Raw genomic sequence first — 17525 nt, 5'->3', positions numbered from 1 at the left:
AGGATCCAGCCAACGAATGGGACGCATGACCACTGCGGAACAGGCCACTCAGGCGCTCAGCGACCTCCGCGATGCGGGAAGTGACCGTTCTCTGTTGGACCTCGGTTGGCTCGACCAGGTGCGGGTGACGCCTCCAAGGGCAGTGATCCGGTTGAACCTGCCTGGATTCGCACAGAACCAGCGTGATCAGATTGTGAGCGGTGCGAGGCAGCGACTGCTGCAACTGGAGGACATCGACGATGTCCAGATCGAACTCGGGCAACCACCCTCCCAGGGAGGAATCGGACAGGCTGGCCACGGCCAGGTCGCCGAACGACAGTCGATTCCCGGTGTCCGCCATGTCATCGCGGTGAGCAGCGGCAAGGGTGGCGTTGGCAAGAGCACGGTGGCGGTGAATCTGGCCTGTTCTCTAGCCGTGCGTGGACTGAAGGTAGGGCTTCTGGATGCCGATATTTATGGCCCCAACGCCCCAACCATGCTCGGGGTGGCGGACCGTACGCCTGAGGTGAGCGGCAGTGGAGACAACCAGTGCATGCAGCCGATCGAGACCTGCGGCGTCGCCATGGTGTCGATGGGGCTGCTGATTGAAGAGAACCAGCCCGTGATCTGGCGCGGACCCATGCTCAACGGGATCATTCGCCAGTTTCTCTATCAAGTGCAGTGGGGAGAGCGCGATGTCTTGGTGGTTGACCTGCCGCCTGGCACCGGCGATGCCCAATTGTCGTTAGCCCAGGCTGTTCCCATGGCGGGCGTCGTGATCGTGACCACCCCACAGCAGGTGGCCCTTCAGGATGCGCGACGCGGATTGGCGATGTTTCGCCAGATGAATATCCCGGTGCTGGGTGTAGTCGAAAACATGAGCGCGTTCATTCCGCCAGACCAGCCCGATCGCAGATATGCCCTCTTCGGCACAGGCGGTGGCCAGACGCTGGCCGATGCTTTCGACGTCCCCCTACTCGCTGAAATTCCCATGGAGATGCCTGTTCAGGAAGGCGGCGATCAGGGCAAACCGATCACCTTGTCAAAGCCCGACTCGGTCAGCGCCAAGACATTTCTGGCGCTGGCAGATCGTCTCTCACCCATGGTGACCAACGAAGCCTGATCATGGTGTCCGGAGTCGGCCTCGGTGGACAACCCCTGTTCAGAAGGCCCGACAAACGGCGGGGTCGAGGACGCGAGCGGGACTGGATTCTGTGGGGAGTACCGCTCGCCATGGTGGCCGTGGCTGGACTTCTGATCGCCAGCACGCAGCGTCAGGCCGATTACGCCGACTGGTATCACCACTGGATCACTGCCGGTGTCGGCGTGGGAATCGCACTGGTGCTGGCGAGGTTGTCGTTGCTGCGACTCCGCCCCCTGCTGATCCCCATTTACGGACTCACCGTGATCAGCCTCGTCGCTGTTCGAATGATCGGCACCACAGCACTAGGCGCACAACGCTGGATCAGCATCGGGGGCGTGCATGTGCAACCCTCCGAATTCGCGAAGCTGGCAGCAATCCTGCTGCTGGCAGCGGTATTGGATCGACACCCTGTTGAACGCCCGGTGGATCTGCTCAGACCAGTAGGTGTGATTTCACTCCCCTGGGTGCTGGTGTTCATCCAGCCCGATCTGGGCACGTCGCTGGTGTTCGGGGCGCTGTTGTTAACGATGCTCTACTGGTCGGGAATGCCTTTCGAGTGGCTGGTTCTGCTGCTCTCCCCCCTGATCACGGCCCTGCTCGCAGGACTGTTCCCCTGGGGACTCGCCGCCTGGATCCCATTCACCCTGGGCATCGCCTACCGGTCTCTGCCCTGGAAAAAAGTCGCGCTGGCTCTTGTCCTGGCGGTTCAAAGTGCAGCTGCACTGGTGACTCCCTGGCTGTGGGCCAATGGCCTGCAGGATTATCAGCGCGACCGACTAGTGCTGTTTCTCGACCCCACCAAGGACCCCTTGGGTGGTGGCTATCACCTCCTGCAGAGCACTGTGGGAATTGGTTCTGGAGGACTGTTCGGCACTGGCCTGCTGCAGGGACAACTCACCAAGCTGCGCTTCATCCCCGAGCAGCACACCGATTTCATCTTCAGTGCGCTGGGTGAGGAGCTGGGATTCGTGGGCACAATTCTGGTGGTTGTCGGCTTCGCACTACTGATGGGGCGCATGCTTCAGGTGGCAGGAAAAGCTCGAACCGACTTCGAATCGTTGGTGGTAATCGGCGTCGCCACGATGCTGATGTTCCAGGTTGTGGTGAACATCTTCATGACCATCGGCCTTGGGCCCGTCACCGGAATTCCACTGCCCTTCATGAGCTACGGACGCAGCGCCATGGTGGTGAATTTCATCGCCCTTGGCCTCTGCCTATCCGTGGCAAGGCGTGCAAGGCGAGCTCTGATCCGTTGAAGGACTCCACACCGCTGCTGCAGTCAATTCAGGCCTGTATGGCGACGGGTGTCCCTCCCGGCCAGGCCAGCGACACCAATGCCAGACGGCTGTGGTGGGGCGGCTTGGAAGTGCTGCAGGATCTGCTGGAGATTCAAGACAACACTGCCGCAGGCATCTGGCTGGCGGCACCGCTGCCAGCCCTTTACGCCCCCGATCTGCTTCAGCGTTTTCAAGGCTGGGTTTGGGCACCTGAGGCCCTGGATGTCCTGAGTGCCGCCGAGCGATCAACCCTGCTCCCACCGGATCGCCTCAATGCCAGACAAAGCCAGGTCGCATTGGCCACGTCCAACGAGCACTTCCAGCGCCTGCCCCTGAGAGAGTCCGACAGTCACGATCCGCTGCTGATCGTGATCACAAGCCGGCTCCAGGTGGCCCTGGCCCTCCATGGCGAAGAGGGACAGCGGCAGCTGCTAATGCGCAGCGAGCCCGACATCCTTGGCCAGGCCCTGACGCTGGTTGAACAGCGTCTGCGCCTGGATGCGCCTGAACAAGCCGACGAACTGCAACAGGCGGTTCGACAACTCGGTCCTTTGCAGAGCAGCAGCGATCTGGCCACACGCTTCTGGCCCCGTCTGGCGGAGCGGCTCGCTGGAATGGCGCCCACGGTCATGTTGCAGACAGCGCAGGGGCCCAAATCCACACCACCTCCACCACAGCCTGCTAACGACAACGGAGATGAGGATGCTGAGCTGTCGCTGCTGGAGGCCATCACGCATGAAGTGCGCACACCCTTGGCCACCATCCGCACCTTGATCCGTTCCCTGCTGCGCCGCCGTGACCTTCCAGAGCAGGTGCTCGGTCGCCTGCAGCAGATCGACACCGAATGCAGCGAGCAGATCGATCGGTTCGGGCTGATTTTTCAGGCGGCCGAACTGCAGCGGCAGCCCCATAGCTCATCCACGCTGGCCCGCACCGACCTTGGAGCGATGCTCAATCTTCTGGCGCCGGGATGGGAACAGCAGCTGCAACGCCGGGGATTACATCTCGAGCTGAACCTGGAGAGTGGGCTTCCCCCTGTGCTGAGCGATCCAGGTCGACTGGAGCCCATGCTTGGCGGACTGATTGACCGCTGCAGCCGCAGCTTGCCGGCAGGAAGCAGCCTTGAATTGACCCTTCAACCTGCTGGTGCGCGCCTGAAGCTGCAGATTCTCACGAGAACACCTGATCAGCTCTCCACCACAGCAGCCGACGCCAACGACTTGTCGCAGGAAAACCTTGGTCCCGTTCTCAGCTGGAACACCAGCACGGGTGGGCTGCAGCTGAGCCAGACGGCAACCCGTCGACTGCTTGAACGACTTGGCGGACGCCTCACCCAGCGCAGGGACCGCGGGCTGACGGTGTTCTTTCCGATCGCCGATCATTGTTGACGGGTGTGAAGGTCCGGGTCAGATCACCAAATCGGAGCCGAATCATTTGCTACTTTCCAAACAGATCGGCATGCGGATTTCCTCAGGACAGCCATGACATCAACTCCTTTGACAGGACAGCTTCCCCAGTACATCGGAAGCACCGGTGGCCTGCTCAATTCCGCGTTAACAGAAGAGAAATACGCAATCACCTGGAGCAGCAAAACCGATCAGGTCTTCGAGCTGCCAACCGGCGGTGCTGCCGTGATGAACACCGGCGAAAACATCATGTATTTCGCTCGTAAGGAACAGTGCCTGGCGCTGGGCACCCAGCTGCGCACCAAATTCAAGCCCCGGATCGAGGACTACAAGATTTACCGGATCTACCCCGGTGGCGACACTGAATTCCTGCATCCCAAGGACGGCGTCTTCCCCGAAAAAGTCAATGAGGGTCGTGAAATGGTGGGCCATAACCCACGCCGCATCGGCCAGAACACCAATCCTGCCAAGATCAAGTTCAGTGGCCGCGACACGTTCGATACCTGATCCCCTCCTCGCTTAAATCCATCCCGTCGTTCTGTTGAACGGCATGATGGTCGGCGGTCGGTTTCGACGACTTCTTCATGCTCAGTCCCGACCGCAAAGCCTTTCTGGAAGCCGCTCAATCAGGCGCCACGATGATCCCCGTGGCCTGCAGCTGGCCTGCGGATCTCGAGACCCCGCTGACCACGTGGTTAAAGGTCGGACATCAACGACCACCTGGTGTGCTGCTGGAATCTGTTGAAGGTGGCGAAACCCTCGGTCGCTGGAGCGTGGTGGCCTGTGACCCTGTCTGGACGTTGTCAGCAGCGCGTGATGGGCTGGAGCGGACCTGGCGAGACAATCACCGCGAGACCTTCAGCGGGAACCCCTTCGATTGCTTGAAAAGCTGTCTGGAGCCTTACCGGCCTGCAACGCTGCCGGGGCTGCCTCCGCTGGGCCAGCTCTATGGAATGTGGGGATACGAGCTGATCCGCTGGATCGAGCCCAGCGTTCCTGTCCATCCCGCGAGCGCCGATGGTCCGCCCGATGGGCTGTGGATGCTGATGGACAGCATCCTGATCTTCGACCAGGTGAAACGCCTGATTACCGCTGTTGCCTACGGAGACCTCAGCGGACAGCGCAATGCAGCCACAAGTCCTGAGGATGCCTGGGACGGGGCGTTGGCGCGCATCAACTCACTGCGCGAGCGCATGGCAGCCCCCTTACCGCCGGTGCGACCTCTCAACTGGAGACCAGACAAAGGTGCAACCCCAGAGACCCGAAGCAATCGCACCCAGGAGGATTTCCACCAGGCGGTGGACCAGGCGCGTGATCACATTGCTGCTGGTGATGCCTTCCAGCTCGTCGTGAGTCAGCGGCTAAGCGTTGATGTCGATCATCCACCGCTGGATCTGTACCGCAGTCTGCGGATGATCAACCCCTCGCCTTACATGGCGTTTTTCGACTTCGGTGACTGGCAGCTGATCGGCTCCAGTCCCGAGGTGATGGTGAAAGCGGAACCGGATCAGGGTGGGATCCGGACGGTGCTGCGACCGATTGCCGGTACGAGGCCCCGAGGCAGTAATCCTGTTGAAGACAGGAACTTCGAAGCCGACCTGCTGGCCGATCCCAAGGAGCGCGCCGAGCATGTGATGCTCGTTGACCTGGGACGCAATGACCTGGGCAGGGTCTGTGCGCCCGGTTCGGTCTCCGTGCGCGAACTGATGGTGATCGAGCGTTATTCCCATGTCATGCACATCGTGAGCGAAGTGGAGGGGCGTCTTGCCCCTGGCAAGGACATCTGGGATCTGTTGATGGCCTCCTTCCCGGCAGGGACTGTGAGCGGAGCTCCAAAGATCAGGGCAATGCAGCTGATCCACGAGCTTGAACCCGACGCCCGTGGTCCCTACTCCGGTGTCTACGGCTCGGTGGACCTGGCCGGAGCACTCAATACCGCCATCACGATCCGCACCATGGTGGTACAACCAAGATCCCACGGTGGCTGGACCCTGCAAGTGCAGGCTGGAGCAGGAATCGTGGCCGATTCCCAGCCAGAAGCAGAGTTCCAGGAGACACTCAACAAGGCGCGCGGGATGCTCACAGCGCTGGCCTGTCTCGAGGACGTCGAAGCATGAGCCGGAACAGGTTGCTCAAAGGCTTTGAAGTCGAGCTGTTCACCGGCCGACCCGATGGCCGCAATGTCGGCATCGCAGCCCGTGCCAAGCGGGAGCTCGAGGGCTTCGTGACGGAGCCAGATCACCGCAATCTTGAATATGTGACCGATCCGCAGGCCAATTACGACGGCATTGCAGAGGCCTTGCTCTCTCCTCGCCGCAAGCTGCGTCGCTGGCTGATGGAGCAAGATCTCACCCTGCTGCCAGGCAGCACCCTCAGCCTCGGGGACACCGACCGTTTTGAGCGTTCAGACCCGGACAACCCTTATCACTCACTGATCGAAGCCACCTACGGCACAGCAGTGGTGACAGCAAGCATCCATATCAATCTGGGGATCGATAATCCAGCTGAACTGTTCGCTGCTCTGCGTCTTGTGCGCTGTGAAGCGGCTCTGTTGTTGTCTTTGAGTGCCAGTTCACCCTTCCTCAACGGCCGGATCACCGGAGCGCATTCGCAGCGTTGGCTCCAGTTCCCGCTCACGCCGGCACGCGTTCCTCTCTTCCTTGACCACCAGCACTTCATCTCCTGGACCAATCAGCAGATTGAGGCCGGTTCCATGCACAACGTCCGGCACCTCTGGACCTCCGTGCGACCGAACGGACCGGACCGTCCGCACCAACTGAATCGTCTTGAGCTGCGGATCTGCGATCTGATCACCGACCCAGAGGTGCTGATTGCAGTGACCGTTCTTCTGGAACTACGGGTGCAGCAGGTGCTGCGACAGCCCGAACAGCACGACCCCCTGCAAAGCAGTGCACTCAATCTTCAGCAACTGGAAGAGCTGAGTATGAGCAACGATCGAGCCGCGGCCCGTTCCAGTCTTGAGGCCACATTGCACAACTGGCGCGACGGACGCGAACGCTCCTGCAGAGACTGGCTGGAGCAGCTAATCGACAGCGTGACGCCGCTGGCTGAAGAGCTTGGATTGAAGCAGCAACTCGAACCACTCTCAGCCGTTTTACAAGAAGGCAATCAGGCCATGCGATGGCTGCAGGGCATCCACTCCGGAGAAAGCATCGAATCGGTGCTTCGAGAGAGCATCACGGCCATGCAAGAGGAGGAGATGCGTGGAGTGTGCACGCCGGCCGAACGTTCTTTGGGATGATCATGACGACTCCAGATCCCGACCCGCTTTCGATGTCCTCCTCCCCCGCAATGATTCCTGCGAGCGATCAGCCCAGGGCTGCGGTGCAGGAGACATCTGGCAATGGCCATCTGCTGCAGCAGCGCCTGGCTCTGGTGGAAGACCTGTGGCAAACCGTGCTGCGCAGCGAATGCCCTGCGGAACAGGCTGAACGCCTGCTGCGCATGAAGCAGCTCAGTGATCCGGCCTTACCCGAACCCAGTGCCGTCAGTTCGGATTCCGTGGTCTCGCTGATTCGAGATATGGACCTGTCGGAAGCCATTGCAGCGGCCAGAGCCTTCTCGCTGTATTTCCAGCTGGTGAACATCCTCGAGCAGCGCATCGAGGAGGACAGCTACCTCGAAAGCATCGTCCGCTCTCAGGAACTGGCCGAGCAGGTTGATCCCTTCACTCCACCACTGGCAACTCAGACAGAACCCGCCACGTTCAGCGAACTGTTTGAGCGCCTGCGGCGCCTGAACGTGCCTCCCGCACAGCTGGAGACCTTGCTTCAGGAGCTCGACATCCGACTGGTCTTCACAGCCCATCCCACGGAAATCGTGCGTCACACGGTGAGGCACAAGCAGCGGCGTGTTGCCAGCCTCCTGCAACAGCTGGAAACCGCCTTCGAAACCAGTCCACGCGAAGCCGACGGCATCCGTCTTCAATTGGAAGAGGAAATCAGGCTCTGGTGGCGTACGGATGAACTGCACCAGTTCAAGCCATCCGTGCTCGATGAGGTCGATTACGCCCTGCACTATTTCCAGCAGGTTCTGTTCGACGCCATGCCGCAGCTGCGTCGCCGTCTGACCACCGCACTCTCCGGTAGTTACCCCGATGTACAGCTGCCCCCGTCCTCCTTCTGCACCTTCGGGTCTTGGGTGGGATCCGATCGCGACGGCAACCCTTCCGTCACTACAGACATCACCTGGCGGACAGCCTGTTATCAGCGTCAGTTGATGCTGGACCGCTACATCAGTGCCGTCCAGAGCCTGCGCGACCAGCTCAGCATCTCGATGCAGTGGAGTCAGGTGAGTGCTTCGCTGCTCGAATCACTGGAAATGGATCGGTTTCGCTTCCCGGAGGTCTACGAGGAGCGAGCCACTCGCTACCGCCTCGAGCCCTACCGCTTAAAGATGAGCTTCATGCTCGAACGGTTGCGTCTCACCAAGTTGAGAAATGATCAGCTGGCCGATGCCGGATGGCGAGCTCCGGCTGAGAGCCTCCAGCCGTTTGCTCCCGAAAATCAGCCGAGCGAAGCCCTCCATTACGGGTCGGTCGCCGAATTCCGCAGTGATCTTGAGCTGATCCGCACAAGCCTGGTGAGCACTGATCTCACTTGTGAGCCCCTCGACACCCTGCTCACACAGGTTCACATCTACGGCTTCTCGCTTGCGGGGCTCGATATCCGTCAGGAAAGCACGCGGCACAGTGACGCGCTGGATGAACTCAGCCGATATCTCAATCCAGACCAGGCCTATGGAGACCTGAATGAGCCGGAGCGCGTGAACTGGTTGCTGCAGGAACTGCAGACGCGTCGCCCCTTGATACCTCCTGCAGTGGATTGGTCTGCCACCACCGCGGAAACGGTGGATGTGTTCCGGATGCTGCATCGCCTTCAGGACGAATTCGGCAGCCGCATCTGCCGCACGTACGTCATTTCCATGAGTCACAGCGTTTCCGACTTACTGGAGGTGCTGCTGCTGGCCAAGGAGGCGGGCCTCGTGGATCCCTCCGCTGGCCATGCCGATCTGTTGGTGGTTCCTCTGTTCGAAACCGTGGAGGATCTTCAACGAGCTCCTGAAGTGATGGGCGAGCTCTTCCAGACAAAGCTGTACAGAAACCTGTTGCCTCGCGTGGGCAGTCAGGGACTGCCGCTCCAGGAACTGATGCTCGGTTATTCCGACAGCAATAAGGACTCTGGATTCCTCTCCAGCAACTGGGAAATTCACAAGGCTCAGATTGCGCTGCAGGATCTGGCTGCTCGCAATGGTGTGGCCCTGCGTTTGTTCCACGGCCGTGGAGGCTCCGTCGGCAGAGGCGGTGGCCCCGCTTACCAGGCAATCCTGGCCCAACCGAGCGGCACGCTGCAGGGACGCATCAAGATCACCGAGCAGGGCGAAGTGCTGGCTTCCAAGTACAGCCTGCCTGAGCTGGCTCTTTACAACCTTGAAACGGTCACCACAGCAGTGGTGCAAAACAGCCTGGTCACCAATCAGCTGGATGCCACCCCAAGCTGGAACGAGCTCATGGCTCGACTCGCGAAATGCTCACGACGCCACTACCGGGCCCTTGTGCATGACAATCCCGACCTAGTGGCCTTTTTCGAGCAGGTGACTCCAATTGAAGAGATCAGCAAACTGCAGATCTCCAGTCGTCCAGCACGGCGCAAATCCGGCGCCAGGGATCTGTCCAGCCTGCGTGCGATTCCCTGGGTGTTTGGCTGGACCCAGAGCCGATTCCTGCTGCCCAGCTGGTTCGGTGTGGGCACAGCTCTCAGTGAAGAGCTGGAAGCTGATCCAGAGCAGATGACCTTGCTGCGCACCCTGCACCAGCGCTGGCCCTTCTTCCGGATGCTGATTTCCAAAGTGGAGATGACTCTCTCCAAAGTCGATCTCGATCTGGCCCGTCACTACGTGACCAGCCTCGGCAGTGCAAGCCATCGCGATGCCTTTGAACGGATCTACACGACGATCGCTGATGAATACACACTCACTCGACGCCTGGTTCTGGACATCACCAGACAGGACAGATTGCTGGATGCCGACCCGGCACTGCAGCTGTCGGTGAACCTGCGCAACCGCACGATCGTGCCGCTGGGGTTCTTGCAGGTGGCCTTACTCAAACGCCTGCGTGATCAGAACCGTCAGCCACCGATGAGCGAATTTCCGAGTGACGGCGACGGTCGGACCTACAGCCGCAGTGAGCTTCTGCGCGGCGCCCTGCTCACCATCAACGGCATTGCCGCAGGCATGCGCAACACCGGTTGAGTCGCGGTGGCACTGCTTCCCTTTCGCCAACAGGCCGCCGTTCCACGGCTCCCAGAGCGCTACAGCGTGAGCATGGAGTTCGTTCCCGATGGGAACAGCATCAATGCCCTGCTGGAAGACTGCGGCGATCAACCCCACCCGGTGGAACGCTGGCCGCTGGCACTGCAACGCAGCATCTGGCACCTGAGCATCCTCGACAGTGAAGAGCAGCGGCTTGTGGGCTTCGTCAGAGCCACCAGTGATCAGGCGCTGAATGCCAATCTCTGGAACCTGGCAGCCGCTTCAGGACCTGATCAAGCCAGATTGCTGGAGGTGCTGGTTCACCGTTCACTGGCCTGTTTACGCAGAGATTTGCCCGGATGCAGCATTTCGATTGCAGCACCTGCCGAGGCGCTGGATGCACTGAAATCGCGCGGCTTCATTCTTGATCCTGGCGGGATCAGGGCGATGGGCCTGCGGCTGCGATAACCGGTCGATCTTTCTGAACACGAGCATGGAGGGACTCGAACCCCCGACCCTCAGAACCGGAATCTGATGCTCTATCCAACTGAGCTACATGCCCACGCGGCGGCTGGGAGAACAACCACGCTCCAGTTACCTTAGCCACACACCGCACCCGGACCGATTCGGCTTCTCCGGCTCGAACTGCAGGAGTTCCGCAACCACTGCAATCTGCAGCTGGAGATTGATGCGCCGCGTCTGCTGGTGATCGGCAGCAACGGCGTTGGCAAATCCAACCTGCTCGAATCAGTGGAGCTGCTGGGCAGCCTGCGCTCACATCGATCCAGCCAGGATGCGGATCTGATCCACTGGGATGCCTCCCGCGCTCTGCTTAAGGCCACCTGCCTTGATGAGGATGTGGTCGAACTCGAACTGCGGCGACGGGGAGGACGACAGGCTCGACGCAACGGCAAGGTGCTGCAGCGTCAGATGGATCTGATCGGCCCCCTGCGCTGTGTTGGGTTCAGTGCGCTGGATCTCCATCTGGTGCGTGGAGAGCCAGCACTGAGGCGTCAGTGGCTCGATCGGGTCGTGTTGCAACTGGAACCGGTCTATGGCGACCTGATTGGTCGCTACAACCGCCTGCTGCGACAACGCAGTCAGTTCTGGAGACGAGGTGGGCTCGGCACGTCGCTGGAACGGAACGTGCTGCTGGACAGCTTCGACACCCAGATGGCACTGGTGTGCACACGCATTCACCGCCGCCGTCGCCGTGCCTTGGCACGACTCGAGCCCCTCGCCGCAGCCTGGCAGCAACGTCTCAGCCAGGGCGATGAACAACTTGAACTGCGCTACTCGCCTGGAAGCGTGCTGGAAGGGGAAGAGGCCGAGGAAACCTGGCGGCTGTCCATCGAAGAGCAACTGCAGCGGCAGCGGCCAGACGAGGAGAGGCTGGGCAGCTGCAGGGTGGGACCCCATCGCGATGAAATCGATCTGATGCTCAATGGCACTGCAGCTCGCCGCTTCGGATCTGCAGGGCAGCAGCGCACCGTGGTGCTGGCACTGAAGCTGGCCGAACTGGAATTGGTGGGTGAATTGTGTGGTCATCCCCCTCTGCTGCTGCTGGATGACGTGCTGGCGGAACTGGATCCGCGTCGCCAGCTCACCCTGCTGGAAGCCGTGGGTGATTCCCATCAATGCCTGGTGAGCGCTACGCACCTGGACGCCTTCGAAGGCCAATGGCGGCAGCGTTCGCAGATTCTCAACGCTGATCACTTGAGAAACGGACTGAGAAAAAGCTAGGGTCTGGAGCTCTTTTCTTCGATGCCCTGATGGAGCAGACCCTGTCCTGCCTGCATCCCAACCCGGGATGGGACGACGCTTTGACCATTTCAGCCCCCAGCCCCAGTCAGACGAGTGCGACTGACATGGTGGGAAAACATTGCATCCTTGAGCTCTACGGCTGCGATCAGCGCAAGCTCAACGACGAAGCCTTCCTGAGGACCACCATCACGATGGCAGCGAAACGTGCTGGTGCCACTCTTCTCAACCTCATCACCCACCGATTCGAACCTCAGGGTGTGACCGGGCTGGCGCTCCTTGCCGAGTCCCATATCTCCATTCACACCTGGCCTGAAAACGGTTACGCAGCAGTGGATGTGTTCACCTGCGGAGATCACACCATGCCCGAATCAGCCTGTGAACACCTCAGGCAAGAGCTGGGCGCAGGGCGCCACTCCATGCGCAGCTTTCTGCGTGAAACACCGTCAGCCGTGGCTGAAGCAGAACGGACACCGAGCGTCCAGGCCGGCTGAATCGGCCCTCAACCGGGGATAACCCGGTTGAGTTTTCCACTCACCAACCCTTCCAAATCGAGGCTCACACTGGTGAAGCCGAGTTCGAGCATGGCCCGAACCAATGCGTCTCTGAGCTCAGGAGCAAGCAGTTCCGCAAGCCGCTCCTGAGGGACCTCGATCCGGGCCGAAAGGCCTTGGGATCGAACTCTCACGCGAGCGAAGCCCCGTTCGATCAGCCAGGCTTCCGCATGACCAACCTGTCTGAGCCGGTCATGGCTGATGGCTTCCCCATAGGGAAAACGTGAGGCCAGACAAGGCTGAGCCGGCTTGTCCCACCAGGGAAATCCCAGCGCCTTGGACAGTCGTCGCACGCAGGACTTATCGATCTTCAGATCCGCCAGCGGCGAACCCACACCTGCTTCACTGGCCGCCTGTAGGCCAGGCCGATGATCGCCGAGGTCATCGAGATTCACACCATCCAGCACCCTTGCTCCTTCAGCAGCCTCAGCAATGGGGGCGAGATGACTGTGCAGCTCGCGTTTGCAGGCATAGCAACGATCCGTGGGATTGCTGCTGTAGGCGGGGTCTTCGAGCTCCCTGGTTTCCACCTCACGGTGGCGGATTCCCAGCCAGTGCGCCTGCTGACGCGCTTCAGCCAACAGATGAGGAGCCAGCGAAGGCGACACGCCGGTGATGGCACACGCGCAGTCGCCAAGCTGTTCCTGGGCGATGGCAGCCACCAAGGTGCTATCCACCCCACCGGAGTAAGCCACGAACACGCGATCACAGCCCAGGATCCATTCACGAAGGTGCTTCAGGCGAAGCTCATCCTCCACCGACAAAGATTCCAGCAGGCGCAAGGTCTCGAAAGCCACTGCTGAAAATAGGAATCTCGTTATGCTCCGATCGTAAGAAGCGCCATCCAGGAATCGACGATGGACGCAGTCCAGTCATCCGATAGCTCGAGCGGAACCCGACGCAACAGCAAGCCAGGCATCGGCATCGTCACAGCTGCCGACAGCCGTGAACGCAGCCTGGGTCAGCTGCATGTATACGACGGAGAAGGCAAGGGCAAAAGCCAGGCCGCACTTGGTGTTGTGCTGCGCACGATTGGTCTGGGCATCTGCGAACAACGGCGAACCAGGGTTCTGCTGCTGCGATTCCTCAAAGGGCCTGGACGGGCCTACGACGAGGATGCAGCGATCGAAGCATTGCAGCAGGGTTTCCCCCACCTCATCGATCAGGTCCGGACAGGGCGCGCCGACTACTTCAATGCTGACGAGGCCACCAAATTCGACCAACAGGAAGCCCAGAGAGGTTGGGACATCGCGCGAGGCGCGATTGCCAGCGCCCTCTATTCCGTTGTGGTTCTGGACGAACTGAACCCGGTGCTGGATCTCGGTCTGCTCGATATCAACGACGTGGTGAAGACCCTCTCGGCACGACCGGAGGGCATGGAAATCATCGTGACCGGACGCGCTGCCCCCCAACCGTTGATTCAGATCGCCGATCTGCACTCTGAGATGCGGGCCCACAGACGGATCGAGCCCAAAGATGATTCGCTGCTTCCATTCCCGTCACCGGGTGGAATCGAGATTTACACCGGCGAAGGCAAAGGGAAGTCGACCAGCGCCCTGGGCAAAGGTCTCCAGGCCATCGGTCGAGGCATCAGTCAGGACAAAAGTCATCGCGTGCTGATCCTGCAATGGCTCAAGGGAGGCAACGGTTACACCGAGGATGCTGCGATTGCAGCTCTGCGTGAGAGCTATCCGCACCTGGTCGACCACCTGCGTTCTGGACGGGACGCGATCGTCTGGCGTGGTCAACAGGAACCGATCGATTACGTGGAGGCTGAACGCGCCTGGGAAATTGCCCGAGCGGCAATCGCCAGCGGCCTCTACAAGACCGTGATCCTGGACGAACTCAATCCCACCGTTGACCTGGAACTGCTACCGGTCGAACCCATCGTGCAAGCCCTGGTGCGCAAGCCCTCCGAAACTGAAGTGATCATCACAGGGCGCTGCAAACACCCACCGGCCTACTTCGATCTGGCGAGTGTTCACTCTGAGATGGTGTGCCACAAGCACTACGCCGAACAGGGAGTCGACCTCAAGCGTGGGGTTGACTACTGACGGCCTGATCCAGCCTCAGTAACGAGCAACTCCAGGATCAACCTGCTGCGACCAGGCATCGATCCCTCCCGCCACATTGGTGGCGTCGATTCCTTGCTGGGACAGCAGCTCGACCGCCCGAGCAGAACGCCCTCCCAGCTTGCAATGCACATAGATCGGACCTTGACCCGCAAGGCGACGAATCTCCTCGATCCCCTCTCCGTTCTCAATTTGTGCAAGCGGGATCAGTTGCGATCGTGGAATCACGGCCACGTCTGCCTCCGAGGGATTGCGCACATCAATCAGTACCAGCTCACCGCCGTCGTCCAACAGTGCGCTGAGCTCCTTCACGGAAATGCTTCTCACGCTTGACGCTCCCTCAAGACGGCCAGAATCGTCGACGCTACAGAACGCCTCGTAATCGATCAGGCCTGTGATGGGAGGGCGCTGGGGGCGGCGCTGCAAACGCAGCTCACGGAAACGCATGGTCAGGCCGTCCACAAGCAGCAGCCTCCCATCCAGAGATTCACCAAGTCCTGCCAGCAACTTGATGGTTTCGGTGGCTTGAAGCAGCCCGATCAATCCCGGCATCACCCCAACAACTCCACCATCTGCGCAGGAGGGAACAAGGCCAGGGGGCGGTGGCTCCGGAACCAGATCGCGGTAATCCGGCGACTGAGGGCCTTGGTTGAAGACACTGACCTGACCTTCGAAACGCTGGACGGAGCCATACACCCACGGCTTGTTGAGCAAGGCACAGACGTCGTTGATCAGATAGCGAGTCGGAAAGTTATCGGACCCATCCACCACCAGGTCATGGCCCTCGACCAGCTCGATGGCATTGGTGGTGGTGAGCCGGCAAGCGTGCTGCTCAACCAGGCAATGGGAATTCAAGCCCACGATCCTTTGACGAGCGGAATCCGTCTTGAGCTGGCCAAGGCCACTTTCGGCATGAATGACCTGCCGCTGAAGGTTGGAGACCTCCACTCGGTCATCGTCAACGATGCCGATGCGACCAACACCAGCCGCCGCCAGGTACATCAATAAAGGCGAGCCGAGCCCACCAGCGCCAACACACAACACCGATGCTGTTTTCAACCGGCGCTGACCAGCAACCCCAAACTCCGGGAGTGTGAGGTGACGGGCATAACGTCCACGCTCCTGAGCACTCAGATCGGGATCTGGAAGGTGTTCCGTCATTGCAGAGGCAGAAAGACGCCATCGGGACACGACATCACAGTGTCTCCCACCGTTGCCTGACTGTGGACAACCAACGAAAGAGCACTGACAGGCTTGTCAGGTCCCCCCGGCCCGGCCCCCTGTAACCACCAGGCACGGACGCCGGCGACACCGGCATCAATGACCATGACTCCCTCGCCGGCAGCCCATTGCCTATCCAGTGCACTGGGCAGCGGCTGGCCCTCTGGATGGGAATGCGCACTGCCAAGAACCCGCCAACCTCTCTGGCGAGACCAACGCTGGGCAGCGATTTGCTCACGAGGATCGAGTGCGAAACGTGATCGGCGCGAAGCAGAAACCAGCGGTTGATCTCGGTCTCCCGTGATCGCATCGTTGAATCCGCCGAAACCAGGGCGCCAGACATTGCAACAGGGCCACACGAAGCGCACATTGAGATCAGGTGCTGACTCCCCAAGCAGCAATGCGCAACCCTCTTCCGGTGATACAGCTCCAAGAGAAGCCCTGAGAATCATCAGACAATCGAGATCGATACGGAGCCGGCATGGCATTCCAGTGATCTTGCCGATATCGTCGCGGAGTATTAGTAGCCAGCCTAGGCGTCATGAGCGACGAAACCACTACGCAGTCGACTGAAAGCGCCACAGGCGACAACATCGCCTTCGCCGAGCGCTACAAAGACGTCCTCGGCAAGGTGAACGAAACTCTCGACAAGGTCGATTGGAGCCAGGCAGGGCGCATCGGCAAGGTTGTTGGCATTTTTGCCGCTGTGATCGTTGCCCAGATCCTGATCAAAGGCATTCTCGACACGATCAATTTGCTGCCGGTTGTCCCGGGCCTGCTGGAACTGCTCGGCGTTGTGGTGGTTGGGCAATGGAGCTGGAAGAATCTCACCACAAGCGACAAGCGCAATGCTCTAGTTGACAGAATTCAGACGCTTCGCAAGGAGTACCTGGGCTGAAGCCACTTGGTTGGCATGAGCCATCAGGTTCATTCACGATCCTTTCAGAGCAAGGCGAGCCGCAGATCCTTCAGGATCCTGCGGCTTTGTTGTTGGTATCCACCGCCAAAAAGGTTGGCGTGATTTAACAGGTGATAGAGATTGAGAGCCTCGATTCTCTGCTCTGCCCCCGCTGGCAGTGGCCATTCACGGCTGTATCCCTCCATAAAGCGACGAGAGAATCCACCGAATAGATGGGTCATGGCCAGATCCACTTCGCGATCAGCCCACCAACTGGCGGGATCAATCAAGAGACCACGACCATCAGCCAACACCGCTGCATTGCCAGCCCATAGATCGCCATGAACCAGGCAGGGTGCAGGGGCATGACGATTCAGCCATGCAGCGATCGGTTCAAGCACTGGCTCCCAGTCCTGCACAGCTAGCCCCCACTCAGAGGCCAGACGCAGCTGGGGCTGAAGTCTGAGTTGGGTGAACGCATCGCCCCAGCTGTCACGCCATCCGGATGGCTGGGGACCAAGACCGATAAAGCCATCACGATCCCAGCCAAAACGACCTGGTCCGGCCTCAGCCGACGCACGATGGAGCTGCGCCAGTCCCCGGCCAAGACAGAACTGATCGCCGCTACTGGCATCCCACCAGGCCATCACCAAGGCTGAGTTCTCAGGCATTGGCAAGCAGCCGAGCACCTGAGGCACTTCGATCAAGGCTGGATCTGCCCAGTGACGTAACGCCTGCAGACCGGACTGTTCCGCAAGCAAGTTGGCCGTTTCGGCCACCTTGACGAAGAGTTGCTCACCATCGTTCAGGTTCAGCCGCCACGTGGAACCCACACTGCTGCCGCCCACACTGAGCACATCAACGACCTGTCGTCCCTCAAGCAACTCAGGGGCAGCCGCCAGTGCCTGTTCCAGCTGATCACGCATCCACGCTGATCTAACTC

General features: G+C 60.2%; 16 protein-coding genes and 1 tRNA gene. 12 read left to right on the top strand and 5 right to left on the bottom strand.

Features of this window, described 5'->3' with window-relative positions; genetic code table 11:
* Positions 1–25 precede the first annotated feature (25 nt).
* From SynMITS9220_RS02230 to SynMITS9220_RS02195, 8 genes are all read left to right on the top strand, one after another.
* The gene (locus tag SynMITS9220_RS02230; RefSeq protein ID WP_115124934.1) at positions 26–1102 is read left to right on the top strand and encodes an Mrp/NBP35 family ATP-binding protein; all 1077 of its coding nucleotides are present in this window, start codon (positions 26–28) and stop codon (positions 1100–1102) included.
* Between the two features lie 2 nt (positions 1103–1104).
* Positions 1105–2379: a rod shape-determining protein RodA gene (gene rodA / locus SynMITS9220_RS02225; protein ID WP_186990427.1), complete on the top strand. Its 1275-nt coding sequence runs from the start codon at positions 1105–1107 to the stop codon at positions 2377–2379.
* Between the two features lie 38 nt (positions 2380–2417).
* Entirely contained in the window at positions 2418–3788 is a 1371-nt protein-coding gene (locus tag SynMITS9220_RS02220) for a sensor histidine kinase KdpD (RefSeq protein WP_186991754.1), read from the top strand.
* A 93-nt stretch (positions 3789–3881) separates the two neighbouring features.
* On the top strand, positions 3882–4313 hold the full coding sequence (locus tag SynMITS9220_RS02215; RefSeq protein WP_186990425.1) for a photosystem I reaction center subunit II PsaD: 432 nt from the start codon (positions 3882–3884) through the stop codon (positions 4311–4313).
* A gap of 77 nt (positions 4314–4390) precedes the next feature.
* Complete coding sequence (locus SynMITS9220_RS02210; protein ID WP_186990423.1) at positions 4391–5923, top strand: anthranilate synthase component I family protein; 1533 nt, start codon at positions 4391–4393, stop codon at positions 5921–5923.
* The gene (gshA, locus tag SynMITS9220_RS02205) at positions 5920–7068 is read left to right on the top strand and encodes a glutamate--cysteine ligase (RefSeq protein ID WP_186990421.1); all 1149 of its coding nucleotides are present in this window, start codon (positions 5920–5922) and stop codon (positions 7066–7068) included. The genes SynMITS9220_RS02210 and gshA overlap by 4 nt, the downstream gene beginning before the upstream one ends.
* On the top strand, positions 7065–10076 hold the full coding sequence (gene ppc / locus SynMITS9220_RS02200; protein ID WP_186990419.1) for a phosphoenolpyruvate carboxylase: 3012 nt from the start codon (positions 7065–7067) through the stop codon (positions 10074–10076). The genes gshA and ppc overlap by 4 nt, the downstream gene beginning before the upstream one ends.
* 6 nt (positions 10077–10082) lie before the next feature.
* Entirely contained in the window at positions 10083–10544 is a 462-nt protein-coding gene (locus tag SynMITS9220_RS02195) for an N-acetyltransferase (RefSeq protein ID WP_255483182.1), read from the top strand.
* A gap of 20 nt (positions 10545–10564) precedes the next feature.
* On the opposite strand, the gene SynMITS9220_RS02190 is transcribed toward SynMITS9220_RS02195, so the two are convergent.
* Positions 10565–10638 (bottom strand) — tRNA-Arg (locus SynMITS9220_RS02190).
* Positions 10639–10721: 83 nt separating this feature from the next.
* On the opposite strand from SynMITS9220_RS02190, the gene recF reads away from it, so the two are divergent.
* Both recF and speD read left to right on the top strand, forming a co-directional pair.
* The gene (gene recF / locus SynMITS9220_RS02185) at positions 10722–11819 is read left to right on the top strand and encodes a DNA replication/repair protein RecF (RefSeq protein ID WP_244276759.1); all 1098 of its coding nucleotides are present in this window, start codon (positions 10722–10724) and stop codon (positions 11817–11819) included.
* Positions 11820–11848: 29 nt separating this feature from the next.
* Positions 11849–12331 carry an adenosylmethionine decarboxylase gene (gene speD, locus SynMITS9220_RS02180; protein ID WP_186990417.1) on the top strand — a complete coding sequence of 161 codons (483 nt, stop codon included), beginning with the start codon at positions 11849–11851 and terminating at the stop codon, positions 12329–12331.
* 8 nt (positions 12332–12339) lie between these two features.
* Here speD and larE read toward each other — a convergent pair whose 3' ends face one another.
* Positions 12340–13188, bottom strand: coding sequence for an ATP-dependent sacrificial sulfur transferase LarE (gene larE, locus SynMITS9220_RS02175; protein ID WP_186990415.1), 849 nt, complete (start codon positions 13186–13188; stop codon positions 12340–12342).
* 60 nt (positions 13189–13248) lie between these two features.
* Between larE and SynMITS9220_RS02170 the strand changes: the two genes are divergently transcribed.
* Entirely contained in the window at positions 13249–14445 is a 1197-nt protein-coding gene (locus SynMITS9220_RS02170) for a cob(I)yrinic acid a,c-diamide adenosyltransferase (RefSeq protein ID WP_067095375.1), read from the top strand.
* 15 nt (positions 14446–14460) lie between these two features.
* On the opposite strand, the gene moeB is transcribed toward SynMITS9220_RS02170, so the two are convergent.
* Together moeB and SynMITS9220_RS02160 are read right to left on the bottom strand one after the other, a co-directional pair.
* A complete protein-coding gene (gene moeB, locus SynMITS9220_RS02165) occupies positions 14461–15624 on the bottom strand; it encodes a molybdopterin-synthase adenylyltransferase MoeB (RefSeq protein ID WP_186990413.1) in 1164 nt (387 codons plus the stop codon).
* A complete protein-coding gene (locus SynMITS9220_RS02160; protein ID WP_186990411.1) occupies positions 15621–16172 on the bottom strand; it encodes a M67 family metallopeptidase in 552 nt (183 codons plus the stop codon). The genes moeB and SynMITS9220_RS02160 overlap by 4 nt, the downstream gene beginning before the upstream one ends.
* Before the next feature lie 53 nt (positions 16173–16225).
* Here SynMITS9220_RS02160 and SynMITS9220_RS02155 point away from each other — a divergent pair, with 53 nt between their 5' ends.
* On the top strand, positions 16226–16582 hold the full coding sequence (locus tag SynMITS9220_RS02155; RefSeq protein WP_067095364.1) for a CAAD domain-containing protein: 357 nt from the start codon (positions 16226–16228) through the stop codon (positions 16580–16582).
* A 44-nt stretch (positions 16583–16626) separates the two neighbouring features.
* On the opposite strand, the gene SynMITS9220_RS02150 is transcribed toward SynMITS9220_RS02155, so the two are convergent.
* Positions 16627–17508, bottom strand: coding sequence for a fructosamine kinase family protein (locus SynMITS9220_RS02150; protein WP_186990410.1), 882 nt, complete (start codon positions 17506–17508; stop codon positions 16627–16629).
* Between the last annotated feature and the right edge of the window lie 17 nt (positions 17509–17525).

The sequence above is a fragment of the Synechococcus sp. MIT S9220 genome, from assembly GCF_014304815.1.
Lineage (GTDB): Bacteria > Cyanobacteriota > Cyanobacteriia > PCC-6307 > Cyanobiaceae > Synechococcus_C.
This window is presented reverse-complemented; position numbering and strand designations above follow the sequence as displayed.

Bases quoted from the DNA above. Each gene is read 5' to 3' on its own strand.
- SynMITS9220_RS02210 (WP_186990423.1), top strand. From the start codon at position 4,391: ATGCTCAGTCCCGACCGCAAAGCCTTTCTGGAAGCCGCTCAATCAGGC.
- SynMITS9220_RS02170 (WP_067095375.1), top strand. From the start codon at position 13,249: ATGGACGCAGTCCAGTCATCCGATAGCTCGAGCGGAACCCGACGCAAC.
- ppc (WP_186990419.1), top strand. From the start codon at position 7,065: ATGATCATGACGACTCCAGATCCCGACCCGCTTTCGATGTCCTCCTCC.
- gshA (WP_186990421.1), top strand. From the start codon at position 5,920: ATGAGCCGGAACAGGTTGCTCAAAGGCTTTGAAGTCGAGCTGTTCACC.
- SynMITS9220_RS02155 (WP_067095364.1), top strand. From the start codon at position 16,226: ATGAGCGACGAAACCACTACGCAGTCGACTGAAAGCGCCACAGGCGAC.
- SynMITS9220_RS02220 (WP_186991754.1), top strand. From the start codon at position 2,418: ATGGCGACGGGTGTCCCTCCCGGCCAGGCCAGCGACACCAATGCCAGA.
- SynMITS9220_RS02150 (WP_186990410.1), bottom strand. From the start codon at position 17,508: ATGCGTGATCAGCTGGAACAGGCACTGGCGGCTGCCCCTGAGTTGCTT.
- SynMITS9220_RS02230 (WP_115124934.1), top strand. From the start codon at position 26: ATGACCACTGCGGAACAGGCCACTCAGGCGCTCAGCGACCTCCGCGAT.
- rodA (WP_186990427.1), top strand. From the start codon at position 1,105: ATGGTGTCCGGAGTCGGCCTCGGTGGACAACCCCTGTTCAGAAGGCCC.
- SynMITS9220_RS02160 (WP_186990411.1), bottom strand. From the start codon at position 16,172: ATGCCATGCCGGCTCCGTATCGATCTCGATTGTCTGATGATTCTCAGG.
- SynMITS9220_RS02215 (WP_186990425.1), top strand. From the start codon at position 3,882: ATGACATCAACTCCTTTGACAGGACAGCTTCCCCAGTACATCGGAAGC.
- moeB (WP_186990413.1), bottom strand. From the start codon at position 15,624: ATGACGGAACACCTTCCAGATCCCGATCTGAGTGCTCAGGAGCGTGGA.
- speD (WP_186990417.1), top strand. From the start codon at position 11,849: ATGGAGCAGACCCTGTCCTGCCTGCATCCCAACCCGGGATGGGACGAC.